Here is a 21,024-nt window from a genome sequence, read left to right as displayed (position 1 = left end):
TGGCGCCAGAAGCCTCTCTGGGATTCCGTATTCGATGCCGAAACGGGCATCGGGGAGGGGCCAGTGCTGGTGCATGGGCGATTGCACCAGCACTTGGATAAACTGCCGCGGCCGGAGCACGCTCCTGCATGGCGAGAAGCTCTGCAGCAACTGTCTCATGCCCACGGGGGCCATGCTCACGTCCCCCTACCGTTGCTGCGGGCTCCTGAGGCTTGCATCAGTGTTGCATCGCCAACCCAGTCGGCCTCAGCGACAGTTGGGGCCTGGCAGCCGCTTGTCAGCGTGCTTCTCCCGACAGCCGGATTCAGCAAGGTGATCGCGCCGGGGGGGGCTGAGATTCTGGTGCGTCATTGCTTGCGAACGCTGCTGGAACGAAGCCATTATCGTCGGCTTGAAATCGTCCTGATTGATGGTGGTGAGTTAACAGAATCCTTGCTTGAGGAGCTTAGATTTTTAGTTGAGAGCCAGTTGGGAGAAAAGAGCTGGAAGCATCTTCGCGATGGCGGTCCCTATGACTACACGAAACGCATAAACAAGGCCGCTGCCGAGGCCCACGGCGAGCTCCTGCTTCAATTGAATGACGATACCGAGTTACTCGCAGTCAAAGGAGTTGAGCTGTTGATTCAGGCCTTGACAAAGCCCGATATCGGCGTTGCCGGAGCTTTGCTTCTTTATCCCGATGGGAGGGTTCAACATGCGGGTACTGCCATCGACAATCTTGCTCCTCGGCACGCCTGGGCCGGATCGCGCCCCGAGGCACTCCCTTGGGGAACCTTGCGGGGGCAACGTACATTCAATGCCGTCACTGCGGCCGTCACCATGTGCCGCAGCTCCCTGTGGGAAAGGTTGGGTGGATTCTGTGATCGCTTCCCGATTAACTATGGAGATGTCGATTTCTGCCTTAGGGCTGCTAGCCTCGGCCAGCGCACCGTTCTGGTGCCAGGCAGCCAATGGCTTCATTTTGAGTCGGCAAGCCGCAATCTGGATGATATCCCGCCGGAGCTCAGCGTCTTTCAGCAGATCTGGGGGGACTGCATGGGTGGTCCGCATAGTGTTGACCACTATTGCTCAGCCTGGAGAATGCTATTAAGTAGTCAAGAGTCAAACAAGCATGAGCAAATCTAAGACCCATGGTAACGCCAATAAGTTTAATCTGGTGCATCTTCTGTCCAGATCGCCTTGTTGCCTGTCCAGCGAAGCCGTTGGATTTATTCTGATTGTGTTTGCAGGAGTCGCAACAGCTCTTGACTCCTTCCTGATCAATCAGATGGAGATGCTGACTTTGATGGCGGGGCTGATCCTGCTGTTAATCAAATCCAGCGGGAGGACGCCATTGAGTATTGGCTTCATGTTCTTGCTTGTGATGAGCCTCAGAATCTACCTACATACAGACGCGCGCTACTTTCCCCGGGAAACGACGCTCAACGACTATGTCTTGGTTCTGACTTCATTCGTTGCTGCATTTAGGGTTAAGGCATCGATGTGGAGGCTGTTCTTTTCTGCATTCTCTGCATTTGTACCGATAGCATGCATTTCTGTGCTTATTCTCCATGGAGGAGAAAGACTTGGAGGAAGCTTCGCTTTTGGCGAACTTTCGACTCAGCAATCAGCCTTGATAATTGGCACCTGCCTAACGATTAGCCTGAGTTTTCTATGGAATGCGCTCAGCCAGCGACGCTCGGGAATGCAAAAACTGGTGATCGTCATCGCCTGGTTTTCAATAAGCCTCCTCAATTGCTTTCTGATGGTTCAAACCCATTCGTGGGCTGGTCTTGTCCTAGCGATTATCTCGGTGGTTGCCGTGGTGTTGGTCGACGCACTCCCAAGCCTAAGCCAGTCTGTCGATGCGTTGATACATCATTATTCGTCAGGCCGTCAGGTGGTGCGCATAAAGACTGGGTTTATGCTGATAACTTTAAGTGCTATTGGAGTGGCTTCATGGTCATTCATTTCTGAAGCATACTCAAGTCAGGAAAACCTAAGCAATATACTCAGTAGGCTAAACTTGCTAAAATGCTTCTTCGGCTCTATGTTCACCAATCAAAATCGCTTCATTTATGGACTGGGATTTACTAATACCAGCACGTGGCTATGCGGTGAAGGAGCTTTCCCAAGTGGAATACATAGCAACAATATGTTCGCCCAGGTTGCGGCTGATAATGGATTCTTTGCCATGATATGTCTTATTATAGTATCTTTACTGCTTGCAAGAATGGCTTGGAGACTTGTCAACAGGCTCTCCAGTCCAACAGAGCTTGCCTCCCTAACGTCTGCTATCTACTGCTTTTTGTTTTTGCAGGTGGATGGGGGATGGAGCAAGACCACCTTCCTCCAGTCTCTGATCGGCTTGTTAATGGCTTCCTTAACCATGGTCTTTGATCAGCCCGTGTTTTCAGCCTTACCGACCACTGGCGGAATGCGGATTATCTCGAATACTGGTGATTCGCCTCCTTCTTCCTCCCGCAATGAAAACACATCTAAACAGCCGGGAAGTCGGCCTCATAACTTCTTCCAAGCCCATGATTGATAGCTTATACTCTCCCCAACAAGGAAAACCTCCACATGGCTGCCTTGACTGATCTGAAATCGTGACCTATCCATTAAACACATTGAAATCATCCCCAAAATTGTCGATCGTTGACATTTTAGGGATCTCACTGATTATAGTCTCCGGAATTCTTACGCTATTTCCTTCCTTTCTCGACTTTAATCATGAACTGATTCCACTAGTGATAGGGATCTCCATTTTACTTGTCAAGAACGGCAGGAAAGAGCCCATTCTCATTGCTTATCTCTGTCTCCTGCTGCTATCGATGAGAATCTATCTCCATAGCGACGAACGATATCTTGGCTGGGAGATTACGCTTTCAGACTATATTATGATCGTGATTGCATTTTCGGCATTCTATAAAATGGCGGCTAGTCTGTGGACTTACTTTTTTACATTCTATGCTTTAGCTATGCCCTTAGCGGGGATAGTCGCTCTGCATTTATTTCTGATCAGTCAGTCTGAAGAATCTTTTCAAGCCGCAGCGCTTTCAATCAATCAAACTGCGTTCCTGTTTGGAGGCTGCCTCACCATCAGCAGTAGTTTTCTTCTGTGTGAAGTCTATTCAGTTCGCGCACGTGCAAGAAGAGTATCAGTCATCATTCTCTGGACACTTTCCACTTTATTGAGCTCTATCCTCGTATTAAACACCCAATCAAGAGCTGCAATTGGCTTGCCAGTCATATCTATTGCTGTCGTTTTATTTGCCTGTATGCGATCTCGCTCAGTAGATTTTAATAACAGGCTGAATAGCTTGCTGAATAAAGCAAAGAATATATTTGGGAGATATTCCGCATATATAGTTGTTATTGTACTTGCCCTCTCAGCACTGGCAGCCATGCTGACTGCAATCTATTCAAACAGGGAAAACATGGTTAACGATATGCATCGATTGCACTTATTAAAATGCTACTTTGGAGCATTATTTAATGGTAATAATAGCTTTATATATGGGCTTGGATTTACTCGAGCAAGCCAAGGAATCTGCAAAGATATTGGCTTGATTAAGGGCACAACTCATGCTCACAATGTGTTCGCCCAAGTTGCGGCGGATAATGGGTTTCCTGCCTTGCTTATGATCTGTATTATTGGCTTTCTGCTCATACGACTTGCCTGTAATCAAATACCCTACTCTTCACATCCGGCAGTCCTGGCGTCGTTGACACTGTCTTTATATTGTTTTTTATTCCTGCTTATTGAGGGCGGCTGGGGCAAGGTCTCCTTCATTCAATCACTGCTCGGCCTTTCTTTTGCTTCATTGACAATGAAGTTATCGCCCCAAGTAAAATGCTAAGTCTTTCCTTGACTTTTCCGCATGGCCACTTAACCTATTTCAAGTTTTGATAAGTCACGGAATGAATCTGAGTTATCCCTAAGCTCCTCATAGGTTCCTGATGCTTTGATCAATCCGTTATGCAGCTCATATATTCTGTCACAGCGAACAATAGTGCTCAATCTATGGGCGATTACTACTGTTGTACATCGTCTACCAATCATTTCAAAGGCATTAATTACATCAGATTCAGTTCGGTTGTCGAGAGAGCTTGTGGCTTCATCCAAAAGAAGAAACTTAGAATTTCGATAAAAAGATCTTGCCAACGCTAGTCTTTGGCGTTGACCACCGGATAGCTTCATCCCATTTTCTCCTATAGGAGTTAAAAGACCATAGGGTAGTTCTGCAACCACATCAGCCAGCTGGGCAGCTTGCAAGGCTTCCCAAAGACGGGAGAAGTCAATTCTTTCCGGATCGATTCCGAAAGCGACATTCGATTGAACACTGGCATCCAGCAGCTGAATATGTTGAGGTACCTGAGCGCAGCATGCTTGCCAAGCAGGTTTGGTAGTTTCATCTAAAGGTATTCCGTCGAGCTCAAAGGAGCCTATATCTGGATCGAGTAAACCGAGCAAGAGATGAGCCACTGTCGATTTTCCACTTCCCGTGGCTCCTACGAGGGCCACCCTCGATCCAACGGGAATGGAAAGATTAACTCCACGTACTACAAAGTTTTCAGTACGTGGATATCGATACCAAGCATTTTTTAGCCTGATTGAGTGCCTTGGGAATACTGATTCTGGTGAAGGCACACCGACGTCAATCAATGTCAGTCTGGGTTTGGACAACTCCAGCAATTCAACTGTCTTTGCAATCTTCGGGAGGCTACCTCTCAGCAAGGTAATCGAAGAAAACAAATCCTGGAGTGGTGGAGTGAGTTTCTGGGCTGCGATTGCCAAGCCGGCAAGAAGTGGAATGATTTTTCGTATATCTTCAATATTTCCGTTGGCAAGGTAAGGAACAGCTCCGAAGAGAAAAATCATCGTTATTCCCAGGGGCTCAATCAGCTGCCTTGGGATGATAGGAATCAATGCTGAAATCCATGCATAACGCTGAGCCCTTTCCCCCGAGGCAACAAAGCTATTCTGAAAGAATGGCTCAGCATTCGCAAGTTGAATGTCGCGAATAGATGCCAATGACTCCATTAGGGCATGAGTGGACCTCGCGTCTTCCCTTACCACTTGCTTGGAAGCATGACGAAGATAGGGAGTTAGAAAAAGAGAGAGGCCAAGATAGGCAATCACAAGGAGTGTAATCATTATCACCGATAGCCAGCGACCTACGAAGACAATTCCAAAAGATAGCAAAACGATAGAAACACTACTACTTGCGATTCGTAGAATAGGGTTTATGACTCCATTGGACACAGCCTTGACATTTCCGATTATCAAGGACGTCAGCCCAGAAGTACTACGTAGAAGGTGATAAGAATAAGGCTGGTAGAGAATATTGTGGTGAATCTGATCAGAAAAATCCCTCCAGATCAGGGCCGTCAGCCGTTGTTGTGTGTACTGAAGGATTAGCCGTAGTGCGGAGGCCGACCAGGCCAATGCAATGAAAATGCTGATCAGCCAGAGACTCTGCTCCGCCATGCTGCCGCCAAAGACTTTGACTCCTGGAATAAAATCAAGCAGTTTGATGCCAATCAATGCACCAGCTAATCGGGAGACAACTGCAATGGTAAGAAGATCGAGAATGCCGGGCATAATCGATAATGGAGCAAGAATCAATAATGCCTTGTATCGCTTTTTGGGTAAAAAACGCAGGAGCCTCGCTAGGTATCCTATGGTCTGGCTATTAAATTTCTTGTTGTTTGACATCAAGAGGACTTAATTATTCCGTGGGGTGGTTGCAATTTGCTTCAGGCCAAGTATATTGCCAATTTATTGGGTCGTCCGTCTCTTGTGTGTGGGCGTGGTCCAGACCGCAGATCGACACCCACCACTGCCAAGAGAATTTTTGTGAGCGATCACATTCTCATCAATACCTTCTTGATCCACAGGGCCACCCTGATTCCGAAAAAAAGAGTTGAGATTCGTACCCAGGCTATCCCCTTGGACAGGGGCATCCAGTTTCGGATTTGCTGTAATGAGGAGGCTGGTATCATCATATCTAATAAGCGTTCATGCACACCAAGAAGTATTGACAAATAGATGCGGTTACCTAAAACTCTGGCTTCATGTTGCACTTCTGCACTAGGAACTGGTATGGAGCCCTTCTCTGCCTGCCACTGATTCCGCCCCAATAGCCGATAGATTGTTGATGGAGAATCAATCGACCACTCCAGCCGCTCAGCTAGGTATCGATTGATCGCTTTAGTTTCCTCCATCCGTGCGATCAGTTCAAGTAAAGTGCCAACATTAGAATGAGGCTTGCATGAGCGTTCTCCGACTGTTTGGATAGTATCGGCTGACACTCTTTCAAGATCGCCGTGATCAATGGTGCAGAAAATACCTTTAGGTATGGCAGTGCCAACCATTAGTTGATCTAAGCGCAAAAACAAGTCTTTATCGTCATAACCATATCCCTTAAGGTATTCGTTGAATCCCCCCACAGAAAAAAAATTAGATCTAGTGATCATGAAGACCCCATTGAGCCCGCCGCCGCCGATCGTGCGGCAATAGCTTCTTTGCTGTAGCGGCAAAGGATTATATTCTAAGTCGTCTATCCAGCAATCTGCATCAAGTTTTAGGATCGTTTCAAAGCTGCTTTGGCTAATGGCAAAGTTGTAGGCTCTTGTCAGTTGCCATTCTGCTTCCCCTTCGACTCGTAGCAATCGGACTCTCGGATCTGCTGGAAGGCTGTGGCGATCAATGGGAATCTGGCTTCCCCAGTCCACGATCAGGTGCTCCCGGTGCCGATGCCAAAGGCTGACGCGAGCGGCGGAGTCAAGTAAGTGGTTCGTCCTGTTCATTGAAACTGTTACGATACTAATTCCTTCAGGACGAATAAGATCTGTAGTCATTCAATATAGTTGCCGTGTAGGCATTTTGCGAGACAATCTGTCTGCTTATGCCGATCAAAGCCAAAGTATGGATTCAAGTAGCGCTTGGCCGCTGCGCCATCAAGCGGCTGGAGTTGATCATCGTGAGGCTTGATGCCTAGTTCAGTCATTAGTTGCTCTCGCATTATCCATTCATGAGAATAGCGATGCTGCCATATTGAACTGGTTGCGCTAAGGTCCTGCTGGATCTCCAGTCTGGCCATCAGAATACTCTTGTTTAGAGCTAGGGCATAGCCAAGATGGCTGCCCAGTGTGGGTGTCACCATCTCATCAGAGAGTTCCAGCAGAGTTCTCTGACAATCCAGAAACCATGGATTTGACGTATGCCCGTTGCAGGCGAGAACCCATTCCAATGGTAGATCTGCTGGCGGGGGGTCCTTCCAGTAGCATTGCCAGATCACAGTGTCGATGTTGGCGGACTTACAGTGATCAGTGACGAGCTTGATCATCTCAGTGGTTGACCAGTCACGCTTCACTTGGTTAACGCTGTGGACGGGGACCACTAGCAGCACCTTGCCCAGGCTTTGTTTCAAGGCAGCGAGTTTACCTGGCTCTAGTACTGGCTTGGCATAATTAATGTAAGGTCCAACCGCAATCCCATTTACGCCGAACCGGTAGCGAAGCCTGGCCGCGCGACTGGGGCCCATGCAAATGTAAGCTCTCACCCAGTGTTGTGGTTCTTCGAACGATGACTCTTCACTATAGTTGACTCCATGCTCAAGCATGAAAGGTAGAGGCTTGCCAACGAGTGGTAGATTCGCGGCGCGCTTCAATATAATATCGTGACCGTAATGATGAACGGCGTTGTCAAATTCGCGACGCGCAGGTGATTCTGTGGGCCGCAAAATGGAGGCTTGTTCCCATTTTGACTCAACCATGACAGCCGGACAGACCCAAGGCTTGAACGGCTCGACATGGAATGCTTGATGGACCAATCCGGAATAGGCAGCAAGAGCATTGAGTTCTCGTCGTTCCTCCCGTGAAAGCCAACGACCAACTGGTGCGAGAACTCGGCGAATCCTGGCTCCGGATCCAGCTTTCAGAAAATAAAGCAGGCGCTTTGGCGCATTGACAGGACCCACGATCAGCTCCAGTTGATGCTCAAGCCGAGCATGTAAATTTTACTTCCTTGTTCGACAAGGTTGCAGATTTGTCAAGGCTTGATAAGATGCGTGGATGGTTCAATATTCCAGAAGGGCTTGCGCTGTGTCCTATCAGTGAAGATGTCCACTCGGGGTGTTGAAGTCATAATCTGAAACCATCAGGGTGGCGAACTGGCTGCACCGCAACCGTGAACCTGGTGGTTTTGTCATCTTTGGGATTGCCTGGCGGGTGCTAACGCGTCGGCCCTTGATCGCGGCAGTTGCCGATCGGGCCCGTGAGGGGCACCATCTCATAGCCATGATGGAGTCTGTTGTTTGTAATGGTCAGACGGCCTCAAGTTTCTGCGCACGGAGACGTTGCATTCTCACAACCTGTGGCTGTAACTAGTCGAGAGGTGGCTGTGGTGTTCCACAGGTTGTTGCGGTTGACAAAGGATGCTTCTATAAGCTTCAAGCACTGTCAGTGGCTCTTTGCGGCCTTGGTGAGCTCGCGCGGCAGGCTCAGGGCCTGGGCTGGCTTTCCGTTGATCTCAGTTCAGTCGGCTGCAGTTCTCAGTGGAGGACGGACCCTGAGGCTACGGAACACCTCACAAGCAATGAAACGCTTAAGACAGCGAAGGATTGCCTTGTTGCTCAGTCACTCCCTCTTGGACGCTTGAATCAGACTGACCCGCTTCCTGTGGAAGTGTCGCAATGCTGGTCCCCACAGCTCAGTTGGGGCAGAACTCCCAATAAAATGTACAATGATGCTTAACCCTTTTCCTCCCATCAAGGGTTAACGATGTCAGGGGACATGTCTGTCCAGTAACAGGCACCCACCTCTCAGCTTTACCAGTGCCCCAATAATGTCCCGGCAGGGTCGTTTCCCGAGTTCTTTCCTAATGCCAAAGACCCTTCTGTCCAAGCACAGGCCATCTCGGGGACGAGCAGCCAACCACCAGTCAGATGTTCCTGGCTGGTGGCTGGCTGCTGCAGCTGTATTAATTGCTGGATTTTTCCTGACACTTTCGGTCATCGGAACGGCTCTTCGCTATTCCCCCATCCCTTACTTCGATGACTGGGATGCAGCTTTGCGGTTCATGATGGATGGCGGCGGAGTGGCCGCCTTGTGGAAGCAGCACAATGAACACCGCATTGTTCTGACAAGGCTGCTGATCTGGGCAGATTATAGATTTTTTTCAGGAGCCAGCCGTTTGCTAATCGTGATGAATTTTGGGGTAGTTGCTCTTAGCGTCTACCTCTTTTGGAAAATTCTCAACGAGAAATTGGCAGGGAAGATCTCCGTCTATGGTTTGTTTTCCCTGAAGATGCTCATTGCTGCCTGGCTATTCCAGTGGATGCAATATGAAGCCATTGCTTGGGGCTTGAACATCCATTTCTTTCTGGTGCTCCTGTTGACCCTCGCATGCTTGTTGCTGTTGCATTCAACTGTGCGATCGTCCCGGCCGAATCGCTTGATTCTTGCGGCGATTGTCCTGGGCTGGTTAGCGATTGGTACAATGGCCAACGGGGTACTAACCCTGCCTTTAGTGGCCGTCTATGCGCTTGTTTCCCGGAAGCCGAAGGGATATGTGGCTCTCTTGACGATCAATGCAGTCATGTCTGCAGTTGTGTTCTTCTATGGCTATTCGATTTCATCTGGAAGCGGCGGATTCCTTGCCGAGATCTCCGCAAACTTCTTGCCGCTCATTTCCTATGTTCTTCTTTACCTTGGTAGCCCCATTTACCATCTAGTTGATGGAGGCAGCATAGGCTTCGTCATGGCAATTGTGGCCAGCCTGTTCTTGGTGATCACCTCATTGTTAGTTTTCTGGCAAGCCGTCCGCCGCCCTTCTCTCCATTCCCTCGATCTGGCTCTGCTGTTCTTCTTGTTGTTTGTGGTGATCGGTGCTGCCGGAGCGGCGAGTGGCCGACTTCTTTTCGGCGTGGAGCAATCGCTCTCCAGTCGCTACCTCCCGTCTTCGTTGATGGCCTGGGTAGCCTTTGCTCTGCTTGTACTGCCACGATGCGAGATCCTATCCCGCCGCCGCAAAATCACCAGCTTAGCGGCGGGAATCCTGCTTCTGGTTCTGATGGCCCGCGAACAGTTCAAGGCACTTCGGCCGTTCAACGCACGACTGTTTGAACGGGAGGTCGCTCTGCTGGCCGTTGTGCTGGGTGTACATGACAAAGATCAGATTGATACGATCTATCCCTATGGAGATGGCCGTAAAATTCTTGACTCGGGCCGTGATGCGATTCGGCATCGAACTGGACTGCCCGGCAGGCTGCCCTACCGCCAATTGAATGAGAACCTGGGCCAACAGTACACTGTTGCACCACCTGCGAAGCCCTGCCGTATCAAGCGCTTCGAACATCGCGAGATCGGTGACGCCGAGAAGCGCTTTGTGTCAGTAGAGGGATTCTTGGTCTGTCCGACCCAAGATGGCCGCGCGAGTCTTGTCGCGTTGCTTTCTCCAAGTATGGAGATAATAGGCTATGGTAGTCTCTATCAGCCATCATCCCAGGGCCATGCAGCCTTGGATAATGTTGTCAATTCCAAAGGTCTAAGTATTAATTTCAAGGGCTACGCCTTGAAGTCGTCCGTTGCAGTAAACGATGCAAGTGAGGTCAACGCTTTTCTTCTGGTCGCGATCAGTCGATAATCTCAATGGCAACAGTTTGTAGCCTGCTTGACAAGTCCTAAAGCGGCTTGATAGGACCACAAGTGTCAGCAAAGAAGTCCGCTCGGCCTGATCCATCCACCTGGGGGACAAGCGACGACTATGTCCACTCGGACCTGTGACGCCGCTGTGGGGGAAGCGATCCGCGAGCGCATGATCCCGCCGAACTAGGGTTCCCCCGATTTCGTGGACAAGTCGATAAGGGTCACGCCATGACCACCAGACTGTCCATCGATGACCAACCCCACCAGATCACGGCGCCGGTTCACGGCGCAGCAGAAGGCGGAGGCCGTGGAGTTCTGCCTGCAGGAGGGCCTTTCCTGCAACACCGTCGCTCAGCGCCTTGGCCTTCCCTCCAGCAGCCTGGGTAGCGCCCCTCCGAGTGGTGTAACTCAGGAGGTCCTGTGACCCTCTCCGGAGGGTGAACAGGAGCAGTCAGGGGATGACTGCTTGGAAGCTGATTGCGCAGCTCCATTGATCCATTATGAACCCTGATCGCTGAATTGGCAACTCAGCGATCGATGTGTTCTGTGTAGATCGAGGTAGAAGCTGGTGCGCTTCAGCTGATGGTTGCAGCCGGCTGGGCGTTCGGATCTGCATCGGTGAGCTCCAAGGGCTCTTCTGGCTCTGGGATCTTGGCCATGGTGGCCTCAGAGAAGAAGCGGCGACGCTCCAGCTGCCATTCCTCCTGCTGCTCCAGCAGCTGGCTGCCCACCAGGCGCACGATCGCTGGATCATTGGGGAAGATGCCGACCACGTTGGTGCGGCGTTTGATCTCCTTGTTGAGGCGCTCGAGCGGGTTGGTGCTCCAGACCTTGCGCCAGTGCTCCTGGGGGAAGTGCAGGAAGGCCAGCACGTCGTCCCGGGCGGCTTCCATCACGGGCACGGCGCCGGGGAACTGCTTGCGCAGCATCTCGGTGACCCGCTGCCAGTGGGCGCGCACCTGATCTGGAGCCTGGATCACGAACACCGCTTTCATGGCAGCGGCCACCATGTCCTGGCCGGCCTTGGGCACATGGCTCAGCAGGTTGCGCAGGAAGTGCACCCGGCACCTCTGCCAGCTACTGCCCTGGAACATCCGCTTGATCGCTGCCGTCAGGCCCAGGTGGGCATCCGAGATCACCAGGCGGGTGCCGTCGAGGCCACGCTCCTTGAGTGAGCCCAGGAACTGACGCCAGAAGCCCTCCGCCTCGCTGTCGCCCACGGCAATGCCGAGAACTTCGCGGTAGCCGAGGGCATTGATGCCGATCGCCACCACCACCGCCCGCGACACCACCTGCATATTTCGGCCCAGGCGGCCGTGGAGGTAGGTGGCGTCGAGGTAGACGTAGGGAAAGCGGGCATGGTCAAGCGGCCGGCCCAGAAAGGCTTTCACCTGCTCATCGAGCCCCTGGCAGATGCGGCTCACCTCCGATTTGGAGATGCCGCTGGCCCCGCCCAGCGCCTCCACCAGGGCGTCGACCTTGCGGGTGGAGATCCCGCCGGTGTAGGCCTCCATCACCACGGCGTAGAGCGCCTTGTCCACCCGGCGGCGTGGCTCCAGCCAGCTGGGAAAGAAGCTGCCCTGCCGCAACCTGGGAATGGCCAGGCTGAGGTCGCCCACCTGGGTGGTGAGCAGCCGCTCCCGGTAGCCGTTGCGATGGGTGGAGCGCTGATCGGGGCAGCGCTCATGGAGTTGAGCGCCCGTGAGGGCAGAAACCTCGGCTTCCAGCAGGTCCTGGAAACCCCGGCGCACGATCTCTGGGATCAGGGCGCCAGCGGTGGTGCCCTCCATGAGCTGGCTCAGCTCTGAGGCGCCACTATGGGTGAGGGTCATGGTCTGTGTTCGGTTTGGTGGTAGTTCTCCGAACAGGGTCACAGACCGGCCCACCCATTGCCACAGCTGAAATCTGAGGGAGGTGAGCCGTCAGCCCCGGCTACGCCGGGGCTGATCCTCCTGAGTTACACCACTTGCTGGGACGCCGCTGCAGCCTGGCCCGCTGGGTGCGGCAAGCCCGCATTGATTGCGGCCAGCCGGGCTCGAAAGATCAGGGCCTGCTCACCAGCGAGGAGCGCGCCGAGCTCAACCGGCTCCGCAAAGAGAACCGCGAGCTGAGGAGGGAGAAGGATTTTTTCAGGCTGGCGGCAGCGCACTTTGCCAAGGAGCAGCTGCCGCCGAGAGGTTTCGCCTGATCGACCAGCTGGCCGCGTGTTACTCTGTCTCCTGGCTGTGCCGGCAGCTGGGGGTGGCCCGCAGCGGCTACAACACCTGGCGGCAGCGGCAGGAAGCGCCGGGAAAGCGGGCGGCCGAGAACGCCGTGATCACCGCTGAGATCGTGGCGGTGTTTGAGCAGCACCGCGGCTTCTACGGCTCCCCCCGGGTTCACCAGGAGCTCCGTTCATCAGGCCGGCAGATCGGCCGCCATCGAGTCGCTCGGCTCATGCGACGAGCGGAGCTGAGGGCCAGAACCCACAAGGCGTTCAGGCCCTGCGCCAAGGCCAGTCGCGGGGCCTGTGGGGTGGTGGCGAACCTGCTGCAGCAGGACTTCCAGCCCCCAGTGCCGAACCTCCGCTGGGCGGGTGACATCACTGACATCCGCACCAACGAGGGCTGGCGGTACCTGGCCATCTGGATCGATCTGTTCAGTCGTCGCGTCGTTGGCTGGACGCTGGATCACCGGATGGATGCCACCCTGGTGATCGAGGCGCTCAACCGGGCCCTCGGCCACCGACGGGTGGAGCCCGAGCAGCTTCTCCTCCATACGGACCAAGGCAGCCAGTACCGGGCGACTGACTACCGCCAGCTTCTGGAGAGCCACAAGATTGGCTGCAGCATGTCCACCAAGGGCTGCTGCTGGGACAACGCGGTGGTGGAAAGCTTTTTCTCCACCCTCACACTGGAACTCGACCTCGATGACAATCGAGAAGCCTTGATCTCAGCCCAGCAGCTGCAGCGCGATCTGGCCTTCTGGATCGAGGGCTATTACAACCGCGAGCGCCGCCATTCAACGATCGGTTACCTCAGCACGATCGACTGTGAGCAGGGGTTCATCATTTCTCCAACACTCACTCGCGTGAACCCTTGATCGGTGTCCACGAAATCGGCGGAACCCCAGGTCGCTTGTCCGCTTTGAGGCATTCCGGCGACGTTCTCTGTTGATGGTGGATGGAGCTCGGCCCAGTGCCCTGCCAATAGCCCGTACACCCAGTTTCTGAGCGTGGAGAATGGCGATCTCCTCCCTCTCTTCCAAGCACCAGAAGCGACCCGATAGCTGACCGAGATCGAGTAGTGGCAGACCGCCGGCGTTTCGGAACCATTGTGTGCCGTTGGGTTGTGGTACTCCGGCTCTATCTGCGGCACCACTGCTGGATCAGCCTGCAGCGATGGCAAGCCAGAACAGAACGCATTGCTGACGCAGCTCAACGGGTGGCCTACCCGGCGAACGCATCAAGCCGCGTTGAGCCCGCAGCTCCATCTGTCTTTGGGGTTGGCTCGTCATCGCTGGTCAACCCTAAACGGAAGGGGTGTTGGATCAATCCCTTGAATCCGGGCAGTTCACCTCCGCTGACTTCGTTGCCAGGCTGCAGGCTTAGGGGATCGGGATCAGCTGGTCCGGAAGGATGCGCTGCTACGACGATATCCGTAGGTGGAACGGCTGTGGCGCACGGTCAATACGAGGAGGTGTATGTACGTGCCGACAGCGATGGATGGGAGCCCGAGATCAGCCTGGCCCGGTTTCTATGGATGTATTGCCATGTAAGGCCCCACACCGTGCTGGGAGGCGCAGAATTCTCCATGAGAATTACTCTGAGATTGGATCATGTTTCTTCCGTATGGAGTTAATGATGACAGGGGCCAGAACTGTCTATAAAGGCACCCACCTCAGGGAGCGCTGCACTCCATCGCTCAATGGAGCTGGGGATAAGCACGCAGGAAATACTGAATCTGCCAGAGAAAAAGCAGGTAGAGGCAACTTGCAGTCCACCACAGAGCAGCAGCCTTTCGTAATCTGTGGCATAGAAAACGGTAGAGCCATGACAGGGCAGATGACAGGCCAAGTACGTAGGCTGGCAGCCAGAATATTGCTGTGAGATCTGGATGTTCTGCTGTTGACTGATTGAGAAGCAGCGACCAGATCAGCGGCAGAAGCAGAAAGACCTCCCAATAGGACTTTTCTGGAAAATATCGTTTTCTTGAGGCCAGAAAAGCAAAGCTCAGCACGGCAAATGTCCAGATCAGAAAGTGGTAGCTGTTCATATATGGTGGAAGCAGGCCTATGGCTTCCTCCGACTGGCGCCATAGAAAGGTGAAGGCGCTAAGTGGAGTTTGATAGTCTATATCTGCCTGACCTTGTTCCTTGAACAGATGGGTGAACCCGAGGCGATACCAGGGGTTTTGGCCGTGCAGCGCAAAGCCCAGAAATTTTTCGTAGACGAACACTCTCAGGTAATGAACGGCTCCGAGGAGGAGCGTTGCTGTGATCACCGGCCATCGAAGCCAGGGCTGCTCCTCCGCCGCGAGGCTCATGCCCTTCTTCCCAGGCCTCAGTCGTCGTCCTGAGGTGGTCAGTTTCACCACCATCAAGACGATGGCGAGTAAGATGCCGAAGCGGCCGCAGACTAGGGCGGAAAGCAGCAGGAAGGACGTGGACAGCCCATTCCAAAGGGGCCGATTCCCTCTCCCGATGGCGATTGCGCCAGAGACGATCAGCAGGAGGATCGAGAGGGATCCATCAAAGGTGTCCCAGGCCATGCTCCAGATCGGCTCACTGGTGAAGGCGATCGAGAACGCCGCGGCCCCCGCGACCCACGGGGTACCGCGAAATCTTCTCCCAGGCACCGAGTCAGCAACAAGACTGGCAGTAGAGCAAAAAGCGATCACCGCAAGCGAGAGGGCTATAACCAGGGCCGAGAGAACCGGTATCCAGCCGACGACCAACCAGTAACCGCGCTCGCCTGCCAGGGAATAGGCAAAATAGTGGGGGAGAGCATAAAGGGAGACGTGGGACTTGTATAGTAAAAGATTTTCTTGCGGCGGGCCTGTGTAGTCGTACTCGAAGTTCAGAAAGCCTCCCAGGTTCCAGAACCCATAATCAGTCCAGGCGCGGACTGAATTCAATAATCGATGATTGTGTCTTACATCCAGATGCCGGAACGAGGCATAATGCCCCGGCAAGGTCGCCAGGGTGAGCAGGGCTGTCGTCAGGCTGACGCCAACCAGCAGAAGCTCTTCCCGTTCGGCCCCGAACTTCCGAAGCCATCTATCTACGCAACTCGGACGATTGTGATCCGGCTTATCGGTCACTTGGCGAACCTCAGCTTGATTTTAATTAAAATGGTTAATAGAGTAACCGACCGTTCGTTTCCCTGTCATCGGAGTGGGGACGGGGCTGCGTTCAGGCTCCCCAGGCGTTTTTGCACCGTGACCGCCCTTTAGTCTGGGTGGCATGGCCAGCAACAACCCATCCTCCGACGGTCCAAGTGCCAACGGCTTCAGGGCCCTCGGGTCCAGTGCCAACGGTTCGAATGGTTTTCTCTCCGGCCTCAATGAAGCCCAGCGCCGGGCAGTGGATCATCACACTGGCCCCCTGCTGGTGGTGGCGGGTGCCGGAAGCGGCAAGACCCGGGCCCTCACCCATCGCATCGCCCATTTGATCGGTCACCACGGTGTGGATCCAGCCGAGCTGCTGGCGGTGACCTTTACCAACAAGGCGGCCCGGGGCATGAAGGAGCGGCTGGAGGTGCTGCTAGCCGAACGCCTGGCCCAGAGCCAGTTCTGCCAGCCCTGGAGCACTCTGCCGGCATTGCAGCAGCGCCAGCTGCGGGCCCGCGTCTACCAGGAGGTGATCAAGGATCTCTGGATCGGCACCTTCCACGCCCTTTTCTCCCGCCTGCTGCGTTTCGACGTCGACAAGTTCAGGGATCCCGAGGGTCTCATCTGGACGCGCCAGTTCTCTATCTATGACGAGGGGGACGCCCAATCCTTGGTTAAGGAGATCGTGACCAAGGAGATGCAGCTGGATCCCAAGCGCTTCGAACCGAAGAAGGTGCGCTGGGCGATCAGCAACGCCAAGAACCAGGGCTGGCTGCCGGAGCAGCTGGAGGCCCAGGCCCAGGGGATGCGGGACCGCAAGATCGCCGAGGCCTACCGCCTCTACCGCCGCGCCCTGGCTGCCAACAACTCCCTCGATTTCGACGATCTGCTGCTGCTACCCGTCCAGCTGCTGCGCCAGAACGAGCAGGTGCGCGCCTACTGGCACCGCCGTTTCCGCCACGTGCTGGTGGATGAATACCAGGATACCAACCGCACCCAGTACGAACTGATCAAGCTGCTGGTCACCGATGGTCAGGATCCCGAGACGTTCGAGAATTGGAGCGGCCGCTCGGTGTTCGTGGTGGGGGACGCCGATCAAAGCATCTACAGCTTCCGGGCGGCCGACTTCACCATCTTGATGGGCTTCCAGGACGACTTCGGCGATGGGGCCGGCGCCGACAGCACCGCCACCATGGTGAAGCTGGAGGAGAACTACCGCTCAACCGCCACCATCCTGGAGGCGGCCAACGCCCTGATCGCCAACAACCGAGAACGGATCGACAAGATCCTGCGGCCCACCCGCGGCGAGGGGGAACCGATCAGGCTCACCCGCTGCGACGACGAGATCGCCGAGGCCGAGGCGGTGGTGCATCGGATGCGCACGCTGGAGGCGGCCCACCCGGATTTGCGCTGGGGAGACATGGCGGTGCTCTATCGCACAAATGCCCAGTCGCGGGCGCTGGAGGAAGCGCTGGTGCGCTGGGGGATCCCCTACCTGGTGGTGGGGGGGCTGCGTTTCTACGACCGGCGGGAGATCAAGGACATCCTGGGCTACCTGCGACTGCTGGTGAATCCGGCCGACAATGTCAGCTTGCTGCGGGTGCTCAATGTGCCGCGGCGAGGCATCGGCAAGACCACCCTGGAACGGCTCACCGATGTCGCCAACCAGCTGGGGGTGCCCCTCTGGGAGGTGGTCAGCGATCAGGAGGCGGTACGTTCCCTGGCGGGCCGCTCCGCCCGGGGTCTGTTGCAATTCAGCGAACTGATTCACGATTTGCGGCGGCGAGTCCAGGACGCCTCGCCCTCTGAAATGGTGCAAAGGGTGATGGAGCAGAGCGGCTATGTGGCCGAACTGATCGCAGAGGCCGACGATGAGGCCGAAGAGCGCAGGCGCAACCTGCAGGAGTTGGTGAATGCGGCACTACAGTTCCAGGAGGAGAATGAGGAGGCAAGCCTGGAAGGGTTCCTGGCTTCAGCGGCCCTTTCTAGCGATGCCGATGACAAGGACACCGCCGCTGACCGTGTCATCCTGATGACTCTCCACGCAAGCAAGGGCCTGGAGTTTCCTGTGGTGTTCCTGGTGGGAATGGAGCAGGGTCTCTTCCCCAGTTACCGCTCCCTCGACGACCCCTCCTCCCTTGAGGAGGAGCGTCGGCTCTGTTACGTGGGGATGACCCGGGCCAAGGAGCGGCTATTCCTGACCCACGCCTGCGAGAGGCGTCTGTGGGGGGGCATGCGCGAGCCGGCGTTGCCCTCGGTGTTTCTCTCGGAACTGCCGGATGACCTGATCCAGGGGGACATCCCGCGTAGTGGTGGTGCGGCCCTGCGGCGGGACCAGCGGCTAGAAAGACTGACCCGAGTGGATCGTGAAGACAACCTCCAGGTGGCCTCTGGGGGATCCAGAGGCGATCCGGCTACTACCAAGCGGCGACGGGGCCATACCAGGGACTGGTCCGTGGGAGACCGGTTGCGGCACGACAGCTTCGGTGAAGGCATCGTGACCCATCGCTTCGGTTCGGGTGAGAAGATCTCGATCGCCGTAAAGTTTGAAGGGATGGGTCCGAAGATTCTCGATCCCCACCTGGCACCGATCGAAGGGCTGGAATGAAGGCCCGCCCTTCGATCGGTGCGGGCGGCCGGCAGGGTGTTTCAGATTTTCTCCGTATGCCATCCCTAAGCCTGAGAGGGATCTCCGGAGTAGGTCAGGCCATCCTGTTGTGCCTGGCCATCGCTCTGCTGTTCGTCACGGAGAACCTGCAGCCAAGCTCCGCCTGTGGATTGTTGTGGATGTTTTTGGTCCTAGTGGGGCATGCATCCTCACGACCCTGGTCCCTGGCTGTCCTGGGGATGCTGATGCTCAACGTGCGTCAAGTGGTGCTGGATGAGGGCACGATTCCCTCCTCCCATATGGATATGGTGTTGATCGTTGCGGCCTTTCTCTGTGGCTACGGCCAGAGGCGAGGCTGGTGGTTGCGCACGATGGGGGCAGTGGCCGTGGGGATTCTGATCGGTGTCATCGGCAACTTCCAGGTTGTGTTTGATTTTGTCCGTTTTGGGATCGAATATCACGCTCTGGCACTGACCAAAAACCAGACAGCCCTGCTGGCAGGTCTCGCGGTGCTCTGTGGTGGAACCAGCCTGGCGGCCAGTCGAAACTTGTGGACAAGGTTGCTGTTCACTGGTTCCCTGGGCGCCAGTCTGCTGTTGTTAAGAGCGGCCGATTCCAGGGCCGGAATTGCGATGCTGTTGGTGGCGCTCTTGCTGAGCGCTCTGCTGCTCTGGTGCCGCAGGCCGATGGAAGCGGTGAGAAGCAGTAACCCTCTTTTACGGCATAAAAAAATCATAATCGCTGGTGGCTTACTCCTTTTGGCGCTTGCCGTTGGGCTGTCGGTACTGATTATGTCTTCCCCTGATCCGATGCTGTCCGCTGGGCTTTATCAGATGTACGGGGAGGAGAACCTGGAGAATGACGCCAGCCGGATCAGGGTGTATTCCTGTTACCTGGGCCTTCCCTTTACTGGTAACAACCGCTTCATCTATGGAGTGGGATACGGCAGTGTCATGAGGGGGATGTGCCCGGCAGAGGCAGTAGGCAGAAGCCTCAGCCACGCCCATAATCTGATCTTGCAGATCTGGGCCGAGACTGGTCTGGTAGGAACCCTTTTCCTGCTACCGGCCATGAGCTGGATTCTGTGGCGTGTGATCAAGAACATGTCCAAGGCGGATCGATCGCCATCCCTTTTGCTGCTATTCAGCGGCAGCGCTATTGTATTCTATCTTTTCTTGTTCAACATGGTGGAGCTGGGTATGATAAAGGTGCCAGTATTAATGATATTGTTCGGTACTTTTCTTGCGGCTCCTTTCTGCTCCACGCTTCTGGTTCGGGAAGAGGCTTAGTCTGTGAAGTAGCGAATTTCCCCGTTTGTGCGCAGCAGCGTCGAGATGTGTTCGCGGCGCACGAACCTCTCCCCCGAAATTCGAATGCTATAAATGCGTGCCGGCCCATTGAGGGGAATTCTCTGCTCGAACGTGCAGGCTTGATAGCGATTCCTGCCCTCCTGATCCGGCGAGGTCAGCGTGACTCTGCCCGGGCCCAGCTCCGCCTTGCCAATGAGGGTTCCCCGTTCATCACGGATCTCAACTGGTGCCTCCGGCACAAATTGGGAGAAGCCTGCATTGCCCCGGCAGCTGAGCGTCTCTTCATCAACCGTGAAGGAAATTGGCCGTTCTCCCATCAGGTCGTAGTGGGTGACCGGGGTCTTGGCTCCGATGGTGAAGCGTAGGGCAAGTTCCCGTGGTGCCAACTGTTGCCTCCCTCCGCAACCGGAAAGCAATAGAAGGGTCGTCACTGACAGAAGCCATCGACACAGCACGGGAATCATCGCAGTGGTCATCGGGCGGAGAAGCTCCTGGCAGGAGCTCCGGACCTTCAGAGAGCGGAAGGGGCCAGCTCTTGGAATGGGATCCTCGCAGGACAGGAAGCTGCTTCAGCAGCGGCTGCAAGTGTGCAGGGGCTTTATGTAAAAATGATCATAGAACGATTGATCGGGGCTGGGTCACTTTCATCAGCAGGCCATCCACCCTCAACGGCTACCGCTCCATGGGGGGGTAGTGACGAATTTCAGCGCTCCATTGCTGGATGATTTCCATGGGCGTACGCCTGTGGAGTGACCAATGTGATCTGTACGTGTTGTACTCGATCAGATGCTGCAATGCCAATACCTTTTCCTTTTCCTGTGCACCACTTCTGCAGTGCATAGGCGATGAACTCAGGACCATTATTCATCGGTACAGCTGCTGCCAGTGGTGATACGTGGGTGCGGACACCTCCAAAGTTCTGAGGATCTCGGCAACAGTCTGGCCCTGATTGAGCAGCTCCTCGGCGGTGCGCAGCTTGCGGATGATCTGCTCGGGTGTGTGGCGTTTGCGTTTCATGGGGCTTCTCCTGGTCAGGTCTCGCGGGTAGGGAAGCTCTTCTAGGGGCTGGTTCAGTTTCTGGGATCCAAGTCAAAAAGCTGTGAGTTTAGGCGATTGTTACGATGAAACACTTCGAATCAACCCGGTTATTGGGTCGAGGTGA

At 54.8% G+C, this 21,024-nt stretch carries 17 protein-coding genes; 9 read left to right on the top strand and 8 right to left on the bottom strand.

The features are described from left to right. Window positions 1–282 precede the first annotated feature (282 nt). From I1E95_RS06525 to I1E95_RS06515, 3 genes are all read left to right on the top strand, one after another. Window positions 283–1,125 (top strand): glycosyltransferase family 2 protein, encoded by an 843-nt coding sequence (locus I1E95_RS06525; RefSeq protein ID WP_231594908.1) that lies wholly within the window; start codon window positions 283–285, stop codon window positions 1,123–1,125. Continuing rightward, complete coding sequence (locus tag I1E95_RS06520) at window positions 1,112–2,527, top strand: hypothetical protein (RefSeq protein WP_197166403.1); 1,416 nt, start codon at window positions 1,112–1,114, stop codon at window positions 2,525–2,527. The genes I1E95_RS06525 and I1E95_RS06520 overlap by 14 nt, the downstream gene beginning before the upstream one ends. A gap of 61 nt (window positions 2,528–2,588) precedes the next feature. After that, on the top strand, window positions 2,589–3,842 hold the full coding sequence (locus I1E95_RS06515) for an O-antigen ligase family protein (protein WP_197166401.1): 1,254 nt from the start codon (window positions 2,589–2,591) through the stop codon (window positions 3,840–3,842). A 29-nt stretch (window positions 3,843–3,871) separates the two neighbouring features. Here I1E95_RS06515 and I1E95_RS06510 read toward each other — a convergent pair whose 3' ends face one another. The 3 genes from I1E95_RS06510 to I1E95_RS06500 all read right to left on the bottom strand — a co-directional run bounded on the left by I1E95_RS06510 (window position 3,872) and on the right by I1E95_RS06500 (window position 7,967). Further along, window positions 3,872–5,701: an ABC transporter ATP-binding protein gene (locus tag I1E95_RS06510; RefSeq protein ID WP_197166399.1), complete on the bottom strand. Its 1,830-nt coding sequence runs from the start codon at window positions 5,699–5,701 to the stop codon at window positions 3,872–3,874. Between the two features lie 149 nt (window positions 5,702–5,850). Further along, on the bottom strand, window positions 5,851–6,720 hold the full coding sequence (locus I1E95_RS06505) for a glycosyltransferase family A protein (protein WP_231594907.1): 870 nt from the start codon (window positions 6,718–6,720) through the stop codon (window positions 5,851–5,853). 122 nt (window positions 6,721–6,842) lie between these two features. Further along, a complete protein-coding gene (locus I1E95_RS06500; RefSeq protein WP_197166397.1) occupies window positions 6,843–7,967 on the bottom strand; it encodes a hypothetical protein in 1,125 nt (374 codons plus the stop codon). 902 nt (window positions 7,968–8,869) lie between these two features. On the opposite strand from I1E95_RS06500, the gene I1E95_RS06495 reads away from it, so the two are divergent. Further along, window positions 8,870–10,633 (top strand): hypothetical protein, encoded by a 1,764-nt coding sequence (locus I1E95_RS06495; protein ID WP_197166396.1) that lies wholly within the window; start codon window positions 8,870–8,872, stop codon window positions 10,631–10,633. 252 nt (window positions 10,634–10,885) lie between these two features. Further along, window positions 10,886–11,059 (top strand): transposase, encoded by a 174-nt coding sequence (locus I1E95_RS06490; protein WP_231594906.1) that lies wholly within the window; start codon window positions 10,886–10,888, stop codon window positions 11,057–11,059. 151 nt (window positions 11,060–11,210) lie between these two features. Here the strand turns inward: I1E95_RS06490 and I1E95_RS06485 are convergent, their stop codons facing one another. After that, on the bottom strand, window positions 11,211–12,467 hold the full coding sequence (locus I1E95_RS06485; RefSeq protein ID WP_197161565.1) for an IS256 family transposase: 1,257 nt from the start codon (window positions 12,465–12,467) through the stop codon (window positions 11,211–11,213). A 167-nt stretch (window positions 12,468–12,634) separates the two neighbouring features. Here I1E95_RS06485 and I1E95_RS16830 point away from each other — a divergent pair, with 167 nt between their 5' ends. Together I1E95_RS16830 and I1E95_RS06480 are read left to right on the top strand one after the other, a co-directional pair. Further along, the gene (locus I1E95_RS16830; RefSeq protein WP_231595033.1) at window positions 12,635–12,823 is read left to right on the top strand and encodes a hypothetical protein; all 189 of its coding nucleotides are present in this window, start codon (window positions 12,635–12,637) and stop codon (window positions 12,821–12,823) included. Further along, window positions 12,820–13,716, top strand: coding sequence for an IS3 family transposase (locus I1E95_RS06480; RefSeq protein WP_231594961.1), 897 nt, complete (start codon window positions 12,820–12,822; stop codon window positions 13,714–13,716). The genes I1E95_RS16830 and I1E95_RS06480 overlap by 4 nt, the downstream gene beginning before the upstream one ends. Here the strand turns inward: I1E95_RS06480 and I1E95_RS17240 are convergent. Next, complete coding sequence (locus I1E95_RS17240; RefSeq protein WP_197166394.1) at window positions 13,636–13,881, bottom strand: helix-turn-helix domain-containing protein; 246 nt, start codon at window positions 13,879–13,881, stop codon at window positions 13,636–13,638. The two genes, I1E95_RS06480 and I1E95_RS17240, sit on opposite strands and share 81 nt — an antisense overlap. A gap of 656 nt (window positions 13,882–14,537) precedes the next feature. Continuing rightward, a complete protein-coding gene (locus I1E95_RS06470; RefSeq protein WP_197166393.1) occupies window positions 14,538–15,935 on the bottom strand; it encodes a hypothetical protein in 1,398 nt (465 codons plus the stop codon). Window positions 15,936–16,077: 142 nt separating this feature from the next. Between I1E95_RS06470 and I1E95_RS06465 the strand changes: the two genes are divergently transcribed. Continuing rightward, on the top strand, window positions 16,078–18,552 hold the full coding sequence (locus I1E95_RS06465; RefSeq protein WP_197166392.1) for a UvrD-helicase domain-containing protein: 2,475 nt from the start codon (window positions 16,078–16,080) through the stop codon (window positions 18,550–18,552). Continuing rightward, window positions 18,549–19,841 (top strand): O-antigen ligase, encoded by a 1,293-nt coding sequence (locus tag I1E95_RS06460; RefSeq protein ID WP_197166391.1) that lies wholly within the window; start codon window positions 18,549–18,551, stop codon window positions 19,839–19,841. The genes I1E95_RS06465 and I1E95_RS06460 overlap by 4 nt, the downstream gene beginning before the upstream one ends. Here I1E95_RS06460 and I1E95_RS06455 read toward each other — a convergent pair. Together I1E95_RS06455 and I1E95_RS06450 are read right to left on the bottom strand one after the other, a co-directional pair. Further along, entirely contained in the window at window positions 19,838–20,338 is a 501-nt protein-coding gene (locus tag I1E95_RS06455; RefSeq protein ID WP_197166389.1) for a hypothetical protein, read from the bottom strand. The two genes, I1E95_RS06460 and I1E95_RS06455, sit on opposite strands and share 4 nt — an antisense overlap. A gap of 388 nt (window positions 20,339–20,726) precedes the next feature. Next, window positions 20,727–20,879 carry a transposase gene (locus I1E95_RS06450; protein WP_197166387.1) on the bottom strand — a complete coding sequence of 51 codons (153 nt, stop codon included), beginning with the start codon at window positions 20,877–20,879 and terminating at the stop codon, window positions 20,727–20,729. Window positions 20,880–21,024: the final 145 nt, after the last annotated feature.

This window comes from Synechococcus sp. CBW1107, from assembly GCF_015841355.1.
In the GTDB taxonomy this organism is placed as follows: Bacteria; Cyanobacteriota; Cyanobacteriia; order PCC-6307; family Cyanobiaceae; genus Regnicoccus_A.
This window is presented reverse-complemented; position numbering and strand designations above follow the sequence as displayed.

Excerpts from the sequence above, each read along its gene's own strand:
- I1E95_RS06485 (WP_197161565.1), bottom strand. The coding sequence starts at position 12,467 with ATGACCCTCACCCATAGTGGCGCCTCAGAGCTGAGCCAGCTCATGGAG.
- I1E95_RS06495 (WP_197166396.1), top strand. The coding sequence starts at position 8,870 with ATGCCAAAGACCCTTCTGTCCAAGCACAGGCCATCTCGGGGACGAGCA.
- I1E95_RS06520 (WP_197166403.1), top strand. The coding sequence starts at position 1,112 with ATGAGCAAATCTAAGACCCATGGTAACGCCAATAAGTTTAATCTGGTG.
- I1E95_RS06450 (WP_197166387.1), bottom strand. The coding sequence starts at position 20,879 with ATGAAACGCAAACGCCACACACCCGAGCAGATCATCCGCAAGCTGCGC.
- I1E95_RS06510 (WP_197166399.1), bottom strand. The coding sequence starts at position 5,701 with ATGTCAAACAACAAGAAATTTAATAGCCAGACCATAGGATACCTAGCG.
- I1E95_RS06460 (WP_197166391.1), top strand. The coding sequence starts at position 18,549 with ATGAAGGCCCGCCCTTCGATCGGTGCGGGCGGCCGGCAGGGTGTTTCA.
- I1E95_RS06490 (WP_231594906.1), top strand. The coding sequence starts at position 10,886 with ATGACCAACCCCACCAGATCACGGCGCCGGTTCACGGCGCAGCAGAAG.
- I1E95_RS06465 (WP_197166392.1), top strand. The coding sequence starts at position 16,078 with ATGGCCAGCAACAACCCATCCTCCGACGGTCCAAGTGCCAACGGCTTC.
- I1E95_RS06455 (WP_197166389.1), bottom strand. The coding sequence starts at position 20,338 with ATGACCACTGCGATGATTCCCGTGCTGTGTCGATGGCTTCTGTCAGTG.